The following is a 15466-nucleotide window of genomic DNA, read 5'->3' on the forward strand; positions in this document are numbered from 1 at the left end:
ATCAGACGCCGGCCGGCTCGCCGGTCTCGACCGGGCCGACCTCGCGGTAGTGCGCGAACCCGTCGTTCACGTACGCCACGTCGTAGCCGCGCGAGGCCAGGAATGCGCCCGCGACGGCCGCCCGGGCGCCGCTCTGGCAGTGGACGTAGAGCGGGGACCCGTCGGGGACCTCGTCCAGCCGGTCCGCGAGGCGGGTGTGGGCGATGTGGGCGGCGCCGGGCACGTGGCCCGCGTCGACCTCGGCTTGGCGGCGGACGTCCAGCACGGCCGCCCCGCCCGCACGGCCAGCGACGGCCTCGAAGTCGACTTCGGGGATCGCGGCCGTGTCGCCGCCGCCGTGGGCGTAGGCCGCGAGCGTCTCGTACGTGGCGTACGCCACGACCCGGTCGAGCCCGATCCGCACCAGCGCCCGGACGGCCTCGCCCACCCCGCCCTCGGGGACGACGAGCACGAGCGGCGTCTCGGGGTCGGTCACGTACGACCCGACGACGGTCGAGAACGTGGACCCGAGCGGGGCGTAGAGCGCGCCCGGCAGGTGCGCCGCCATAAACGCCGACCGATCCGGCCGCGTGTCGACGACGACGGCCCCCGCGGGCGGGGCGGCCAGCTCGTCCGGCGCGAGCGCGCGCGGCGTCGGGAGCGCCGCCAGCGGGGGGACGCCGTCGCGGTTCTGGGCCTTCATCCGCGCGAAGTACAGCGGCGGCTCGGGCTGGCCGTCCAGGATGGCCTCGACGAACGCCGGCTCGCCGCGCCGCGCCGCGTCGATGGCGCCGTTAAAGCGGCGCTCGTACCCGACCGTCGACTGGGGCACCGCCCCGAGCGCCTTCCCGCACGCGCTGCCGGCCCCGTGGGCAGGCCACACCTGAACAAAGTCGTCGAGGTCGAGAAAGCGTTGGACGGAGGCGTAGAGCTGGCGGGCGGCGGGCTCCTGCGCGCCGGCCTGGCCGGCCGCCTGCTCCAACAGGTCCGGCCGGCCGAGGTCGCCGACGAACACGAAGTCGCCTGAGAGGAGGCCCATCGGCGCGTCCGCCCCGCCCCCGTGGTCGGTCACGAGGTAGGCCAGGTGCTCGGGCGTGTGGCCCGGCGAGTAGACGGCGCGGACCTCGACGTTCCCGACGGCGAACGTGTCGCCGTCGCGCAAGAACGTGACGTCGTCGCGGCCCTCGGCCCAGTCCGAGCCCCACCCCGCGCTCTCGCCCTCGGCCGAGAGGTAGAGCCGGGCGCCGGTGCGCTCGGCGAGGTCGCGCGCGCCCGAGAGGAAGTCGGCGTGGATGTGCGTCTCGGCGACGTGCGTGATCGTCAGCCCCTCCTCGGCGGCGAGCGCGAGGACGCGGTCGACGTCGCGCTCGGGGTCGACGACGAGGGCCTCGCCCGTCTTCTGGCAGCCGACGAGGTAGGCGTACTGGGCGAGCGAGGGGTCGTGGATTTGGCGGAGCAGCATGGGTCTTTTGAGGTCGGGCGGGGCGGGGTGGAGTCGGGCAGACAGTGGCGGCCACCCCGCCCGGCGGGAGGGCGGGGCGGGGAGAGGACTAGTGGGGCAGGCGGTCGCGGAGGAGGGCGTAGGCCCAGGTGCCCGCGAGGGCGGCGGCGAGCGCGGCGGCCATGACGGTCACGCCCCCGCCCAGGAGGGCGAACAGCGGGCCGGGGCACGCGCCCAGGAGCGCCCACCCCGCCCCGAACGTGAGCCCGCCCATCCAGTAGCGGGCGCCGGGCACGCGCGAGCCGCCCCACGCCTTCGGCTGGACGGCGATGGGCTCGCCGTGGATCGTCGTGACGCCAAACCGGCGGATCGCCCAGAGCCCCAGCGCGGCCGTCGCGACGGCCGAGCCGATGACGCCGTACATGTGGAAGGACTCGAACCGGAACATCTCGTAGATGCGGAACCACGAGATCACCTGTGCCTGCGTAAACACGAGCCCGAGCGCGGCGCCGAGGGCGCCGTAGAGCGCGAGCATGAGCGGCGCGTTCCCCTCGGCAAGCGCGCGCGGGCGCAGCGCCGCGGGGACCTGCTCGGCGTCGAGGCACTCGCCGGGGTCGGACGAACCCAGCGTGGGGGGGAGGCTGGCCGCCCGGCGGGGTGCGCCGTCGCCGCGGTCGAGCGGGGTGGGGATGTCGGTGCGCATGGGCTTATCCGAGAAGGGCGGGGAGGAGGAGGTGGACGACGGCGAGGCCGCCCACGAAAAAGCCGACGACGGCGACGAGCGACGGAACCTGGAGGTCGGCGAGCCCGGAGATGGCGTGGCCGCTCGTGCAGCCGCCGGCCCACCGGGCGCCGAACCCGACGAGGAACCCGCCGCCGAGCACCATGAGCGCGCCGGCCGGCGTGGCGAGCCCTGCCCACGAGATGAGTTGGGCCGGGACGACGCCGGCGAGGTCGGTCACGCCGAGGTCCGCGAGCGCGGCGACGGTGTCGGCGGAGAGCGCGAGCGGGGCGGCTGGGTCCGCGAACACGCGGAGGCCGAGAAAGCCGCCGACGGCGATCCCGAGGGCGAAGACCAGGTTCCACGTCCCGGTGCTCCGCCAGTCGTAGCGGAGGAACGCGGGGCGGGCGCGGCCCGCCGGGAGGGCGGCGCAGGCGTGGCGGAGGTTAGCGGACAGGCCGAACACCTTGCCGCCGACGACGAGGAGGGCGGGGACGATGAGCCCGATGAGCGGGCCGGCGACGTACCAGGGGAGGGGGGAGACGGCGTTCATGGGGCAGCGCACAACTGGTTGGTTGATCGTACAACTGACCGGTTGTCCACTTGTTCTCGAAGGGACGACAAAGACCCCCGTCCCTAGCTTCCGGCTCGCCCCGACGCCCCATGCCCGACGTCCCGCTCGTCCCGTCCACGCTCCTCGATGCCGCCGCGGCCCGGTTCCGCCTGCTCGGCGACCCAACGCGGCTCCGCCTCCTGCGCGCGCTCTACGACGCCGACGAGCGGACGGTCCAGGAGCTCGCGTCCGACACCGGGCAGAGCCACGCCAACACGTCGAAGCACCTCCGCCAGCTCGCCGAGGCCGGCGTGGTGGCCGGCCGCCGCGACGGGCTCCACGTCCATTACCGGATCACCGACCCCACGCTGAGGGCGCTCTGCGACCTCGTGTGCGACGCGCTCACGGACGAGGAGGACGGGCCGGCGTCGTAAGCGGCGGCGAGCCGCCCCGCCCCGCGCTCGCCACCCCGCCCAGGGTGGCCGCTCGTCCCCGCCCCGCTCCCGTCAAAGGGGCGGGGTGGGTGCGCTCGACCTGTCCCTTGCCTGCCTCCACGACTCCGCCTACAGCGCCTCCTTGGTGCTCGGGAGCCGGTCGCCCGTCGCGTCGCGGGCGACGGCGGCGCGGAGGGCGCGGGCGGCGGCCTTGAACACGGCCTCGACCTTGTGGTGGTCGTTCCGCCCGCGCAGCACGTCCAGGTGCAGCGTGAGCCGGGCGTGCTCGGCCACGCTCCACCAGAAGTGCTCGACGAGTTCGGTCGAGAGGTCGCCGACGGTGTCGCGGCGGAAGTCTCCCTCGAACACCAGGTACGCCCGGCCCGAGAGGTCGACGACGGCACGCGCGAGGGCCTCGTCCATCGGGACCGTCGCCTCGCCGTAGCGGGCGACGTAGGTCTTGTCGCCGAGCGCCTGCCCGAGCGCGCGCCCGAGGCAGATCCCGACGTCCTCGACCGTGTGGTGGTCGTCGACGTGGAGGTCGCCCTCGGCCTCGACGGTCAGCCCGAACTGGCCGTGGCGGGCGAACAGGTCGAGCATGTGGTCGAGGAACCCGACGCCGGTCGCGTTCCGGTAGGTGCCGCCGTCGAGGTCGAGCGTGAGGCGGACGGTCGTCTCGGCGGTCTGGCGCTCGACGGTGGCGGTGCGGGCGGGGAGGTCGGGCATGCGGCGGAAGGCGGAAGGCGGAAGGCGGAAGGCGGAAGGCGGAAGATGCCCACCCCGCCCGGCCCCGGCACGCGGGCGGGGCGGAAGACGGCCGGAAGCTCGGCGACGGGCGAGGCGGTCGCGGAGGGCGCCGCCCCGCCCGCCGCGGCGCGGCCTGACGACGGGCACCCGTAGGGACACGACGCGCCGGGTCCGACGCAGGCGCACCCCAAGGGCGGGGCGGTTCTGGACGCCGCCGCCCCGCCCGTGGCGTGGTGCGCCGCCGGGCGAATGCGGACACCACGCGCGGTGTCCCTACGAATCCGTCCCGCCCAGCGTGCCCGCCCCGCCCAGTGTGCCCGCCCACAGCATGGGCGGGGCGGGCATCTCTGCCCGCTGACACCCGACCTGTCAGCCGGCCGCCGCACTCTGTAGCGGGGCCGACCGTTTCGTACCCTGTGCCCGCCCCCGAACCGACCGCCCCGCCCGTGCCCGCCGCCCCGACCGCCGCCCCGCCCGTTGCCCCCGGATACCAGCCCGAGGCCGTGCGGCGCGCGCTCCGCGAGCACTTCGGGTTCGACGACCTCCGCCCCGGCCAGGCCGACGCGCTCCGGCCCGTCCTCGACGGTCAGGACACGCTCGTCGTCATGCCGACGGGCGCCGGCAAGAGCCTCGTCTACCAACTCGGCGCGCTCCTCAAGCCCGACGGCGTGACGGTCGTGGTCTCGCCGCTCATCGCGCTCATGAAGGACCAGGTCGACGCGCTCACGCGGCGCGGCGTGGCCGCGGCCTACGTCAACTCGTCGCAGACGGCCGACGAGCAGCGCGACGTGCTCGCGCGGCTCCGCCGGGGCGAGCTGGCCATGATCTACGCGGCGCCTGAGCGGCTCCGCGTGCCGTCGTTCCAGCGGTCGCTGCGCGAGGCGCACGTCGCGCTGCTGGCCGTCGACGAGGCCCACTGCGTGTCGCAATGGGGCCACGACTTCCGCCCCGACTACCTCAACATCGCCGCCGCCCGCGAGGCCATGGGCAGCCCGCCGTGCGTGGCGCTCACGGCCACGGCCACGTCGCGCGTCCAGGACGACATCGCGGCCCAACTCCAGCTCCGCCACCCCGCCCACCTCGTCACCGGTTTCAACCGGCCGAACCTCCGGTTCGAGGTGAAGCAGACGGCGACCAAAAAGCAGAAGCGCCGCGTGCTGAAGCAGTTCCTGGACGAGCACCAGGGCGAGGCCGGGCTCATCTACGTCGGCACGCGGAAGGACTGCGAGGCCGTGGCCCAGTTCGTCCGCGACGAGACGGGCCGCCCGTGCGAGGCCTACCACGCCGGGCTCCCCGACGCCGAGAGGAGCCACGTCCAGGAGCAGTTTATCGCGGGGCGCCTCGACACGGTCGTCGCCACGAACGCGTTCGGGATGGGCGTCGACCGCGGCGACGTCCGGTTCGTGGCCCACTGGTCGATCCCCTCGAACCTCGAAGCCTACTACCAGGAGGCGGGGCGGGCGGGGCGGGACGGGCGGCCCGCGACGGCGCTCCTGCTCTACGCGCCGCAGGACCGCCAGCTCAAAGAGTGGTTTATCGAGCAGGGCGCGCCCACCGTCGACGACCTCCGCCGCGTCTGGGGCTACGTCAAGCGCGCCGCCAAGAACGCGGCCCCGCCCGAGGACGGCGAGCGCGCCGAGACGGACGGCGACTTCCTGCTCCGCATGTCGGACGCGCTCGGCATCCACGGGGCCAAGCTCCCCAACGTGCTCAGCCGGCTCCGCCGGGCCGGGGCGCTCGCCGAGCGCGAGGACCGGATGGGGGCGGGGCGGTGGGTGCCGCAGGCGTGGGACGCCACGGCCGTCAGCCAGGCGCTCAAGTCCATCGAGAAGCACAGCGGCGACCAGTCGGCCAGCCTCCTCGGCATCGTCCGCTACGCGCAGTCGTCGGACTGCCGGCGCCGCACGATCCTCGACCACTTCGGCGACGACGCGGCGACGGACGTCGACCCGGCCGAGTGCTGCGACGCCTGCCGCACGAACGCCCGCCTCAAGGGCGACGCGCCGGACGAGCTCCCGGACTGGGACGCGCTGCCCATGAACTCGCGCGTGGCGCTGGGGCTCTTGGACGCCGTCCGCCGCCTGCGGTGGCCGGTCGGCCGCGTCACGCTCGCCAAGATCCTGGCCGGGTCGAAGGCCAAGGGCATGGACAAGTACGAGCGGCACCCGTACTACGGCCGGCTCCAGACGATCGGCCAGGGCGCCGCCGACGGCATCTACAAGGACCTCCTGCTCAAGGGCTACCTCCGCATCGGCGGCGACGAGTACCCGGTCATCGAGCTCACGCCGCTGGGCGACCAGGCGCTCGACCACCGCGAGGCCATTGACGTCGAGGTCCCCGCCTTCGGCTCGGGCCGTCGCTCGGGCGGGGCGGCGCGGTCCTCGGGCGGCGTAGAGGCCGACGACCTGAGCGCCGAGGACGAGGCCCTCTTCGAGACCCTCCGCGCGTGGCGGACGGAGCAGGCGACCGAAAAGGCCGTCCCGCCCTACGTCGTCTTCAACGACAAGACGCTCCGCGCGCTCGCCGCGCACCGCCCGACGACGGACGCCGAGATGCTGGCGGTCAAGGGCGTCGGCCCGGCCAAGTGGGACGCCTACGGGGCGGACGTGCTGCGGATCGTGGCGGAGGCGGCCTGACCGCCCCGCCCGGGGAGCGCGTTTCTCCACCCCGCCCCCGCGCTCTGGGCGGGGAGGCTCGTGCAGGAGCGAGGGGCCTTCTGCTTTATCGGCGTACAGACTGGGCAGGGCGGGAAGAGTCCCCCTCCTAGCCAGGAGGGGATAGGGGTGGTTGTCGAATCGAGCGCCGGTCTCCCCCTCCACGCGAGAGACCTCTTGCCGCTGCACTCTGGGGCCGTGCGAGGCGGGAGGCACCCGGGGCGGGGCGGCGAGCGGCACCGCCCCGCCCCCGCGTCCGCCGCTGGCGCGGGCCTGGACCGGGCGGGGTGGCGATGGCACTTCTCCGCCGGCCGCGCGTCCCCGCTGCCCGCGCCCACACCCGCCATGCCCGACGACCGCGCCGCCGCCCTCCGCCGCGCCCTCGACCGCTTTCCCGCCTCGGTCTTCCACTTTGACCCGCGCATCCGCGAGGGGTGGCTGTCCGACCGCTACTTCGTCCGGGCCGCCGCCACGCTCGACCAGGCCGGCCGCGATCCGCACGTGACGATGCAGGTGTTTTCCAAGCGGGCGGGCGTCGTCGCCGGGGCGTTCGAGGGCGTGCGGCTGATCGAGACGCAGCTTGCCGACGGGTACGCGCCGTCGTCCGTGGCCGTCGACACGCTGCTCGACGGCGACTCGGTCGAGCCGTGGGAGACCGTGATGCTCCTCCGCGGGCCGTACCGGGCCTTCGCCCACCTCGAAACGCCGCTCCTGGGCACGCTCGCCCGCCGCTCGCTCGTGGCCTCGAACGTGCGGCGCGTGATCGACGCGGCGGCCGGCAAGCCGGTCATCTTCATGGGCGCCCGCCACGACGACTGGCGCGTGCAGACGCCGGACGGCTACGCCGCGATGGTGGGCGGGGCGGGGAGCGTGTCGAGCGACGCGGGCGGCGCGTGGTGGGGCGGGCGCGGGGCCGGGACGATGCCGCACGCGCTCATCGCGGCGTTCGGCGGCGACGTGGTCGAGGCGACGCTCGCCTTTACCCGGTACGTCCGCGCGCACGAGCCGAGCGTGGGCGTGGTCAGCCTCGTGGACTACCGCAACGACGTCGTCGCCGACGCGCTCGCGGTCGCCCGAGCGATGCGGGAGGCGTTCGGGGACGGCGCGCTCAGCGGCGTCCGCGTGGACACGAGCGAGAAGCTCGTCGACCGCTCGCTGGCCGAGCGCGCGCGCCGGGAGCCCGACGCGGCGCTCACCGGCGTCAACCCGCCCCTCGTGCGGCGGCTCCGCGAGGCGCTCGACGGGGAAGGCTTCGAGGCGGTCGGCATCATCGCCAGCGGCGGGTTCACGCCGCACAAGATCGAGCGGTTCGAGCAGGCCGGCGTGCCGGTCGCCGGCTACGGAGTCGGGTCGAGCCTGCTCGGGCACAACAAGGGCGAGGCCGACGGCCTCCTCGCGTCGTTCGACTTTACGGCCGACGTCGTAGAGCTCGACGGTCGGCCGGAGAGCAAGGTCGGCCGCGAGCTCCGGCCCAACGACCGGCTGGTCCCCGTCGAGTGGGCCTGACGGAGCGCGGCGCGGGCGGGGCGGTCTCGGAGGGCGCTGCTGGAACGTCGGCAGACGAGCGGGGCGGGGCGGTCAGTCTCCGGCGAGTCGGGCGAGCGCGTCCCACACCGCCCCGCCCACGGCCGGGTCGGCGGCCTGGCCCGGCGGCGCGGCCTCGTGGGGGCCGCGGAACCGCCCGCGCGTGACCCAGCGGCCCGTGCGCTGGCCGTAGCGCGGGGCCGTCGCGAGGAGGAACGGGCTCTCAGCGCCCTGCTCCGGCGAGAGGTAGAGGGGCGACGCCGCCTGCGCGAGCAGCCCCACGACGCCGCCCACGCCCCCGAACACGCCCGTGCGGACGACGCCCGGGTGGCAGGCGTTGGCCGTCACGCCCGCGCCTTCCAGGCGCCGCGCGAGCTCTAGCGTCCAGACCGTGGCGACCAGCTTGCTCTGGGCGTAGGCGCGGATCGACGAGTAGCGCTCGCGGCCCGTGCCGCGGAGCACCTCGGCCACGCCCTCCGGGCTCGCCGCCGGCAGGCGGGCCGCCTTCTGGGCCTCGCTGGAGACGGTGACGACGCGGGCGCCGTCGTGATCGGCCGCCGTGCGTTCCAGGAGCGGGCGGAGCGCCTCCGTGAGCACGAACGGCGCGAGCGCGTTGACGGCCACCGTCATCTCCGCCCCGCCCGCCGTCCGCTCCCGCGACGGCCGCACGAGCCCCGCGTTGTGGACGAGCACGTCGAGCCGGTCGGTCGCCTCGCGGACGCTGTCGGCCAGGCGTCGGACGGCGTCGGGGTTCGCGAGGTCGGCCTGGAACGCCTCGTGCGGGGCGCCGACGTCCATCCTGGCGTGCGCCCGCGCGAGCTTGTCGCCGTCTCGGCCGTGCAGGAGCACGCGCCACCCCGCCCGGCCCAGCTTCTGGGCGAGCGCGAGCCCGACGCCGCCGTTGGAGCCGGTGACGAGCGCCGTCGGCCGGTCGGCAAGGTCGACCGCGGGGGCGGGGCGGCGAGAGGGTTCGAGGCGCGGGTCGGTCTCCACGGGCGGGGCGGCGGGCGGGGCGGTCTAGGACGGCGCGGGCGGGGCGGAGTTGCTCTGTGTGGGTTCGAGGTTGCTTGGTTCGGGCGGGGCGGTGGACAACGCGGGGACAACCACCCCGCCCCGCCCTTGACACTGCGGGCGGGGCGGCCGTCATCTTTGCTGAACCCTGAACCCTGAACCCTGAACCCTGAACCCTGAACCCTGAACCCTGAACCCTGAACCCTGAACCCTGAACCCTGCCCCGTGCCGCGCGGATGTCACAGCGCCCCCGTTACCTTGGTCCCGAACGTCCCCCCACGCACGCTATGGCAGAAGTTCAGAACCGCCCGGTCGCCGCAGACACGTACACCGGCGCCGACATCCAGGTCCTGGAGGGCCTGGAGCCCGTCCGCAAGCGGCCCGGCATGTACATCGGCGGCACCGGCAAGGCCGGGCTCCACCACCTCGTCTGGGAGATCGTCGACAACGCGGTCGACGAGGCCACGAATGGCTACGCGACCCAGATCGAGGTCGTCCTGCACCGCGACGGGCGGACCGTCTCGGTGAGCGACAACGGCCGCGGCATCCCGGTCGACAAGCACCCGACGAAAAAGGTGCCGGCGCTCCAGGTCATCCTCACCACGCTCCACGCCGGCGGCAAGTTCGACGGGTCCAGCTACGTCACCTCGGGCGGGCTGCACGGCGTCGGGTCGTCGGTCGTGAACGCGCTCAGCGAAAGCCTCGTGGCGCAGGTCAAGCGCGACGGCAAGCTCTACGAGCAGCGGTACGCGCGCGGGCTCCCGGTCTCGAAGCTGAAGACGCTCCGCCAGAACGTCCGCGGGAGCGGTACGACGATCACGTTCACGCCGGACCCCGAGATCTTCGAGACGACCGACCTCGACGCCGAGACCATCAAGGGCAACCTGGAGGTCAAGACGTACCTCAACGGGGCGCTCCGGATCGTGTTCAAGGACGAGAAGGCCGGCGAACGCGTCGAGTACCACCACGAGGGCGGCATCGTCGAGTACCTCGACCACCTGGTGAAAGAGGCCGAGACGCGGCGCGTCCACCCCGACCCGTTCGTGATCCGCCAGGACGAGCTCGCCGACGGCCTCCGCACCGAGATCTGCTTTGTGTGGACCGAGGCGCCGCGCGAGCAGATCACGTCGTTCGTCAACGGCATCCCCACGCGCGACGGCGGGACGCACGAGCAGGGGCTGAAGGACGGCGTGACCAAGGCCGTCCGCAACTACATCGAGACGCACGACCTGGGCCAGCGCAAGCTCGAGCTCACGGCCGACGACGTCCGCGAGGGGCTCGTCGCCGTCGTCAACCTGTACCACGTCGACCCGCAGTTCCAGGGGCAGACGAAGGAGAAGCTGAACAACCCCGAGGTGCGAAGCGCGGTGAGTGGCGCCTTCCGCACCGAGTTCGAGCAGTACCTCAACGCCCACCCCTCGACGGCCGAGGCGATCGTGGCGCGCGTGATCCAGGCGGCCAAGGCGCGGCAGGCCTCGCGCGCCGCGGCGTCGAGCGTCCGCCGCAAGAGCGCCGTCAGCCACCGGCTCAACCTCCCGGGCAAGCTCGCCGACTGCGCCTCGACGGACCCGTCGGAGAGCGAGCTGTTCGTGGTCGAGGGCGACTCGGCCGGCGGCTCCGCCAAGCAGGGCCGCGACCGGACCACGCAGGCCATCCTCCCGCTCCGCGGCAAGGTCCTCAACGCCGAGCAGGCGACGAAGGCCAAGGTGCTCGCCAACAAGGAGCTCTCGAACATCGTCGACGCCCTGGGCTGCGGCGTGGGCGAGGACCTCGACCTGACCAAGCTTCGCTACCACAAGCTGATCTTGCTGATGGACGCCGACGCGGACGGCCTCCACATCGCGACGCTCCTGCTCACGTTCCTCTACCGCTACCTCCGCCCGCTCGTCGACGGCGGCTACGTCTACGTCGCGCAGCCCCCGCTCTTCCGCGTCGACGCGCTCAAGGAGACGCACTGGGCGCTCGACGAGGCCGACCGAGACAAGATCGTCCGACGGATCCAGAAGAAGAACCCCCGCACGACGATCGAAGTCCAACGCTTCAAGGGGCTGGGCGAGATGATGCCGCAGACGCTCAACGAGACGACGCTCGACCCGGCCAAGCGCCGGCTCCTCCGGGTCACGATCCCCGACGACGCCCGCGTGGCGACGGAGCTGGCGATCTCGGACCTCATGGGCAAGGACGCGGCGCCCCGCTTCCGGTTCATCATGGAGCAGGCGGCGACCGTCGAGGACCTCGATGTCTAGGCCGCCCCGCTCCGATGACGGCCGCCCCGCCCAGGGCGACGACCGCCCCGCCCGCGACGCCGGGTGGGGCGGGAACAGCCGGGGCGGGGTGGTGCGTGATTCGGCGTACTGGCTGAGCCGCCCTGTCGCCGAGCGGCTGGCTGAGGTCGAGCGCCTTCGGCGGGAGCGACACGGGCCGGAATACGGCAACCTCCAGATGGACACGTCCCATTGGGTCGTCTGGCAAGACGGCCGGGTCGTCGACGGCTCCGACTGGCGCGTGCGGGGGGATGACCCGGTCTGAACGCCTCGGTCTAACCGCCCTCGCGGGCGGGGTGGGGCTCGCGCTCACGAACGTCCTCGCGTGGGCGCTCGGGCGGGGCGTGGGCGTGTGGCGGCCGGCGCTCTCGGGGCTCCTGATGGTGGTCGGGCTGGCGCTGCTGGCCGTTGAGGTCGTCCGCGCGCGGCGGGACGCGAGCGAGGGCGGGGCGGGGGAGTAGGGCGGGCAGCCCGGGGCTCAGCCGGCGGCGTGAGCGGCTTGGATGGCGATGTAAATCCCGTAGCTAAAAGCGGCGACCATGAACAAGCCGAAGTAGAAGACCAGGGCGACTGTCATCGAGAGTCCGGCTAGGGCAAGCGTGCCCGGGTGGCGATCGTCCACGAACTGCGCCACGCCCCACACGGCGTAGACCAGGTACAGGACGAAGCTGAGCATTCCGATCCACGACAGTCCCGTCAACGCCATGAGCGGGGTGAGGACGAGGGCGCTTGGGAGGACGACGGCGGCCTCGACGTAGGCGGCGAAGACGGCGTATTCCGCGACGGTCCGACCCCGGTCGCCGAGGAGCCACCGGAGGAGCCCCGCGAATGGGAGGATGACGAGGACGGAGAAGTACGCGCCGTAGGTGTAGAGCACTCGCACCACCTCCGACATCACGCTGACGACGTCATCCATCTCCGACGTCATCTCGTCTCCGGCTGGCATCTGCGCTTCCATCTGCGCCCGCATCACCGCCTGAAGCGGCTCGTCGAGGAGCCCCGCGACCACAGCGTACACCGCGTACAGCACGAACAGCAGCGTGATCGGGTGCGTGTACGTCTGCCGCCGGCCCTCCACGAACGCCCGCGCGACGTACCCGGGCCGGAGCACCACGTCGAGGAGCGTCCGCCCGAGCCCGCGGTCGAGGTTCAGCCGGCGGACCCGGAAGTCGTGCCACAGCGAGCGGAACGTGAGCCGGTCCGCCACCGACTCGTGTTGGCCGCAGGCGTGGCAGTAGGCGCCGACCCGCCCCGCCCCGCACTGGAGGCAGTCGACGTCCCGTTCGGGGACGGGGTGGCCTGCCGTGGCGGCGAGGGCGGGCGGGGCGGTGTCGATCAAGGCGCTCTCCGTGAGTGGCCTGTGAAGATGCGGGGCGGGGCGGCCCGCGTCAAGGCGCCGCCCCGCCCGCGCCTCCGCTGGGCGTGGGCGGGGCGGTCCCTACCTTGACGTTCCCACCCCGCCCGGAGCCATGTCCGCTGTCCGCCCCGCCCGCATGACCGTCGAGGAGTACCTCGCCTTCGACGCCGCCGCGCCCGAGGGCGAACGCTACGAGTACTGGGACGGCGTGGTCGTTCCTGTCCACGGCTATGACGAGACGGGGACGGTGGCGATGGCCGGGGCGAGCCCGGCGCACAACCAGGTCGTGCTGAACCTCTCAGCCGCCCTCCACGGACCGATGACGCAGCGCGGGTGGCGGGGCGGGGTAGGCGATCAGCGCGTACGGACGGAGGCCGGCCGGTACAGCTACCCCGACCTCGTGTTCACGTGCGACGAGCCCCAGTACACCGACGACAACCCTGCCGTTCTCCTCAACCCGACGCTCCTCGTCGAGATCGTCTCGCCGTCGACCGTGGGGCGCGACCGCGGCGCGAAGCTCCGGGCGTACGCTGGGATCGAGAGCCTCGTCGAGTATTGGATCGTCGAGGTCGACGCCGCCGCGGTCACGCGGATCGTGCCCCAGCCCGAGGGCGGGGCGCTCCGGTTCGTCGAAGGCCTCGACGCCGTCGTCGAGAGCGCCGCGCTCGGCCTCGCCGTCCCGCTCGCCGACGTGTACCGGCTCGTCGACCTTCCTTGACGCCGCCCCGGCCGCGTGCGCCGGCCGCGGGGGCGGGGCGGAGGCGGCGGGCAACGGCTCCACCCCGCCCCCGGCCCAACCGCGGCGGGGCGGGGCGGCCGCCTCCAGGCTTCTGTGCCGGCGCGCCCACACGCAGGCGCTCCTGCGCGCGCCCCGAGCGCACCGGGATTTCCGCCGGGGCCGGCACGCCCGGCGCTAGTTTCACCGTTGACCGAAACCCGCGCCACCCCGCCCCGCCCTCGTGGACCAGAGCCGCATCAGGAACTTCTGCATCATCGCCCACATCGACCACGGCAAGTCGACGCTGGCCGACCGCCTCCTCGAGGCGACCGGCACGCTGACGTCGCGCGAGATGCAGGCGCAGGTGCTGGACTCGATGGACCTCGAGCGCGAGCGCGGCATCACGATCAAGAGCCACGCCATCCGCATGGGGTACCAGGCCCCGGACAAGGAGCGGTACGTGCTCAACCTCATCGACACGCCGGGCCACGTCGACTTCACCTACGAGGTGAGCCGCGCGCTCAACGCGTGCGAGGGCGCCATCCTGGTCGTCGACGCGGCGCAGGGGATCGAGGCGCAGACGATCTCGAACCTCTACATGGCGATCGGCCAGGACCTCGAGATCATCCCGGTCCTGAACAAGGTGGACCTGCCGAGCGCCGAGCCCGAGCTGGTCGCCCAGTCCATCACCGACCTCATTGGCGGCGACCCCGACGACGTCCTCCACGTGAGCGCGAAGACCGGGCAGGGCGTCGAGGCCGTGCTCGACCGGATCGTCGAGCGCGTGCCGGCCCCGACCGGCGACCCCGACGCCCCGCTCCAGGCGCTCATCTTCGACTCCACGTTCGACACCTACCGCGGGTCCGTCGTCTACGTCCGCGTCAAGGAGGGGACGCTCCGCAAGGGCGACGCCATCGAGTTCATGGCCACGGGCGCCCGGTACTTCGCCGAGGAGATCGGCCACCTCAAGATGGGGATGGAGCCGGTCGCGGAGCTTGGCCCGGGCGAGGTCGGCTACCTCATCGGCTCGGTCAAGGACGTGGCCGACACGCGCGTCGGCGACACCGTCACGCACCAGAAGGGCGGGGCGGACACGCAGCTCCCCGGCTACCGCGACGTGAAGCCGATGGTGTTCTCGGGCATCTACCCAACCGACTCGGCCGACTTCGAGGACCTCCGCGCCGCCCTCGAGAAGCTCCAGCTCAACGACGCCGCGCTCACGTACGAGCCCGAGACGTCGGCGGCGCTCGGGTTCGGGTTCCGGGTCGGCTTTCTCGGCATGCTCCACATGGAGGTCGTGCAGGAGCGGCTGGACCGCGAGTTCGGGCTCGACATCGTGACCACGATGCCCAACGTCCGCTACACGGTCGAGCTCTCGGGCGGGGAGGCGGTCGAGGTCGAGAACCCGTCGGAGATGCCCGACCCCGGCCAGATCCACGAGGTCCGCGAGCCCTACGTGAAGGCCGAGATCATCACGCCGACCGAGTACGTGGGTGCGCTCATGGGGCTCTGCCAGGACCGCCGCGGGACGTACCTCACGCAGGAGTACCTCACGACGGACCGCGTGAACCTCAAGTACGAGCTCCCGCTCGCCGAGATCGTCTTCGACTTCTACGACAAGCTCAAGTCGGTCAGCCGCGGCTACGCGTCGTTCGACTACGACTTTATCGACGAGCGGGCCTCGAAGCTGGTCAAGCTCGACGTGATGCTCAACGGCGACACGGTCGACGCGCTGAGCACGATCGTCCACCGCGAGAAGGCCTACGACATGGGGCGGCGGCTCTCGACGAAGCTCCGCGAGCTCATCCCGCGCCAGATGTTCGACGTGGCCATCCAGGCGGCGCTGGGCAACAAGGTCATCGCCCGCGAGACGGTCAAGGCGCTCCGCAAGGACGTGACGGCCAAGTGCTACGGCGGCGACATCTCGCGCAAGCGGAAGCTGCTGGAAAAACAGAAGGAGGGGAAAAAGCGGATGAAGCAGGTCGGCGCCGTCGAGGTCCCGCAGGAGGCGTTCCTGGCGGTCCTCTCGATGGAGTGAGGTAGGGACATGGGGACTCGGGACC

The 15466-nt window shown here is 73.2% G+C and carries 15 protein-coding genes; 9 read left to right on the forward strand and 6 right to left on the reverse strand.

Annotated elements, in window-relative coordinates:
- Nucleotide 1 precedes the first annotated feature (1 nt).
- From RQM47_RS08685 to RQM47_RS08695, 3 genes are all read right to left on the reverse strand, one after another.
- On the reverse strand, nt 2-1441 hold the full coding sequence (locus RQM47_RS08685; protein WP_311664636.1) for a rhodanese-like domain-containing protein: 1440 nt from the start codon (nt 1439-1441) through the stop codon (nt 2-4).
- 88 nt (nt 1442-1529) lie between these two features.
- The gene (locus tag RQM47_RS08690) at nt 1530-2123 is read right to left on the reverse strand and encodes a YeeE/YedE family protein (RefSeq protein WP_311664634.1); all 594 of its coding nucleotides are present in this window, start codon (nt 2121-2123) and stop codon (nt 1530-1532) included.
- Nucleotides 2124-2127: 4 nt separating this feature from the next.
- Complete coding sequence (locus RQM47_RS08695; RefSeq protein ID WP_311664632.1) at nt 2128-2694, reverse strand: YeeE/YedE family protein; 567 nt, start codon at nt 2692-2694, stop codon at nt 2128-2130.
- A 110-nt stretch (nt 2695-2804) separates the two neighbouring features.
- Between RQM47_RS08695 and RQM47_RS08700 the strand changes: the two genes are divergently transcribed.
- The gene (locus RQM47_RS08700) at nt 2805-3128 is read left to right on the forward strand and encodes a metalloregulator ArsR/SmtB family transcription factor (RefSeq protein ID WP_311664629.1); all 324 of its coding nucleotides are present in this window, start codon (nt 2805-2807) and stop codon (nt 3126-3128) included.
- Nucleotides 3129-3257: 129 nt separating this feature from the next.
- On the opposite strand, the gene hisB is transcribed toward RQM47_RS08700, so the two are convergent.
- Nucleotides 3258-3854 carry an imidazoleglycerol-phosphate dehydratase HisB gene (hisB, locus tag RQM47_RS08705; protein WP_311664627.1) on the reverse strand — a complete coding sequence of 199 codons (597 nt, stop codon included), beginning with the start codon at nt 3852-3854 and terminating at the stop codon, nt 3258-3260.
- Nucleotides 3855-3899: 45 nt separating this feature from the next.
- Here hisB and RQM47_RS08710 point away from each other — a divergent pair, with 45 nt between their 5' ends.
- The 3 genes from RQM47_RS08710 to RQM47_RS08720 all read left to right on the forward strand — a co-directional run bounded on the left by RQM47_RS08710 (nt 3900) and on the right by RQM47_RS08720 (nt 8035).
- The gene (locus tag RQM47_RS08710) at nt 3900-4028 is read left to right on the forward strand and encodes a hypothetical protein (RefSeq protein ID WP_311664625.1); all 129 of its coding nucleotides are present in this window, start codon (nt 3900-3902) and stop codon (nt 4026-4028) included.
- Nucleotides 4029-4321: 293 nt separating this feature from the next.
- Nucleotides 4322-6511, forward strand: a complete 2190-nt coding sequence (locus RQM47_RS08715) for an ATP-dependent DNA helicase RecQ (protein ID WP_314008522.1) — start codon at nt 4322-4324, stop codon at nt 6509-6511.
- Between the two features lie 363 nt (nt 6512-6874).
- The gene (locus RQM47_RS08720; RefSeq protein ID WP_311664621.1) at nt 6875-8035 is read left to right on the forward strand and encodes a hypothetical protein; all 1161 of its coding nucleotides are present in this window, start codon (nt 6875-6877) and stop codon (nt 8033-8035) included.
- Between the two features lie 72 nt (nt 8036-8107).
- Here the strand turns inward: RQM47_RS08720 and RQM47_RS08725 are convergent, their stop codons facing one another.
- Nucleotides 8108-9046 carry an SDR family NAD(P)-dependent oxidoreductase gene (locus RQM47_RS08725; RefSeq protein ID WP_311664619.1) on the reverse strand — a complete coding sequence of 313 codons (939 nt, stop codon included), beginning with the start codon at nt 9044-9046 and terminating at the stop codon, nt 8108-8110.
- A 305-nt stretch (nt 9047-9351) separates the two neighbouring features.
- On the opposite strand from RQM47_RS08725, the gene RQM47_RS08730 reads away from it, so the two are divergent.
- The 3 genes from RQM47_RS08730 to RQM47_RS08740 are packed head-to-tail and all read left to right on the forward strand — an operon-like array spanning nt 9352 to nt 11789.
- Nucleotides 9352-11310 carry a DNA topoisomerase IV subunit B gene (locus RQM47_RS08730; RefSeq protein ID WP_311664617.1) on the forward strand — a complete coding sequence of 653 codons (1959 nt, stop codon included), beginning with the start codon at nt 9352-9354 and terminating at the stop codon, nt 11308-11310.
- On the forward strand, nt 11303-11593 hold the full coding sequence (locus RQM47_RS08735) for a hypothetical protein (protein WP_311664615.1): 291 nt from the start codon (nt 11303-11305) through the stop codon (nt 11591-11593). Before RQM47_RS08730 ends, RQM47_RS08735 begins: the two co-directional genes overlap by 8 nt.
- A complete protein-coding gene (locus tag RQM47_RS08740; protein WP_311664612.1) occupies nt 11580-11789 on the forward strand; it encodes a hypothetical protein in 210 nt (69 codons plus the stop codon). Before RQM47_RS08735 ends, RQM47_RS08740 begins: the two co-directional genes overlap by 14 nt.
- A 17-nt stretch (nt 11790-11806) precedes the next feature.
- Here the strand turns inward: RQM47_RS08740 and RQM47_RS08745 are convergent, their stop codons facing one another.
- Entirely contained in the window at nt 11807-12667 is an 861-nt protein-coding gene (locus RQM47_RS08745) for a DUF3667 domain-containing protein (protein ID WP_311664610.1), read from the reverse strand.
- A 130-nt stretch (nt 12668-12797) separates the two neighbouring features.
- Between RQM47_RS08745 and RQM47_RS08750 the strand changes: the two genes are divergently transcribed.
- A complete protein-coding gene (locus tag RQM47_RS08750) occupies nt 12798-13403 on the forward strand; it encodes a Uma2 family endonuclease (protein WP_311664608.1) in 606 nt (201 codons plus the stop codon).
- Nucleotides 13404-13644: 241 nt separating this feature from the next.
- Nucleotides 13645-15441, forward strand: coding sequence for a translation elongation factor 4 (lepA, locus tag RQM47_RS08755; RefSeq protein WP_311664606.1), 1797 nt, complete (start codon nt 13645-13647; stop codon nt 15439-15441).
- The last annotated feature ends 25 nt before the right edge of the window (nt 15442-15466 follow it).

The sequence above is a fragment of the Rubrivirga sp. S365 genome, assembly GCF_032248475.1.
Classification (GTDB): domain Bacteria; phylum Bacteroidota; class Rhodothermia; order Rhodothermales; family Rubricoccaceae; genus Rubrivirga; species Rubrivirga litoralis.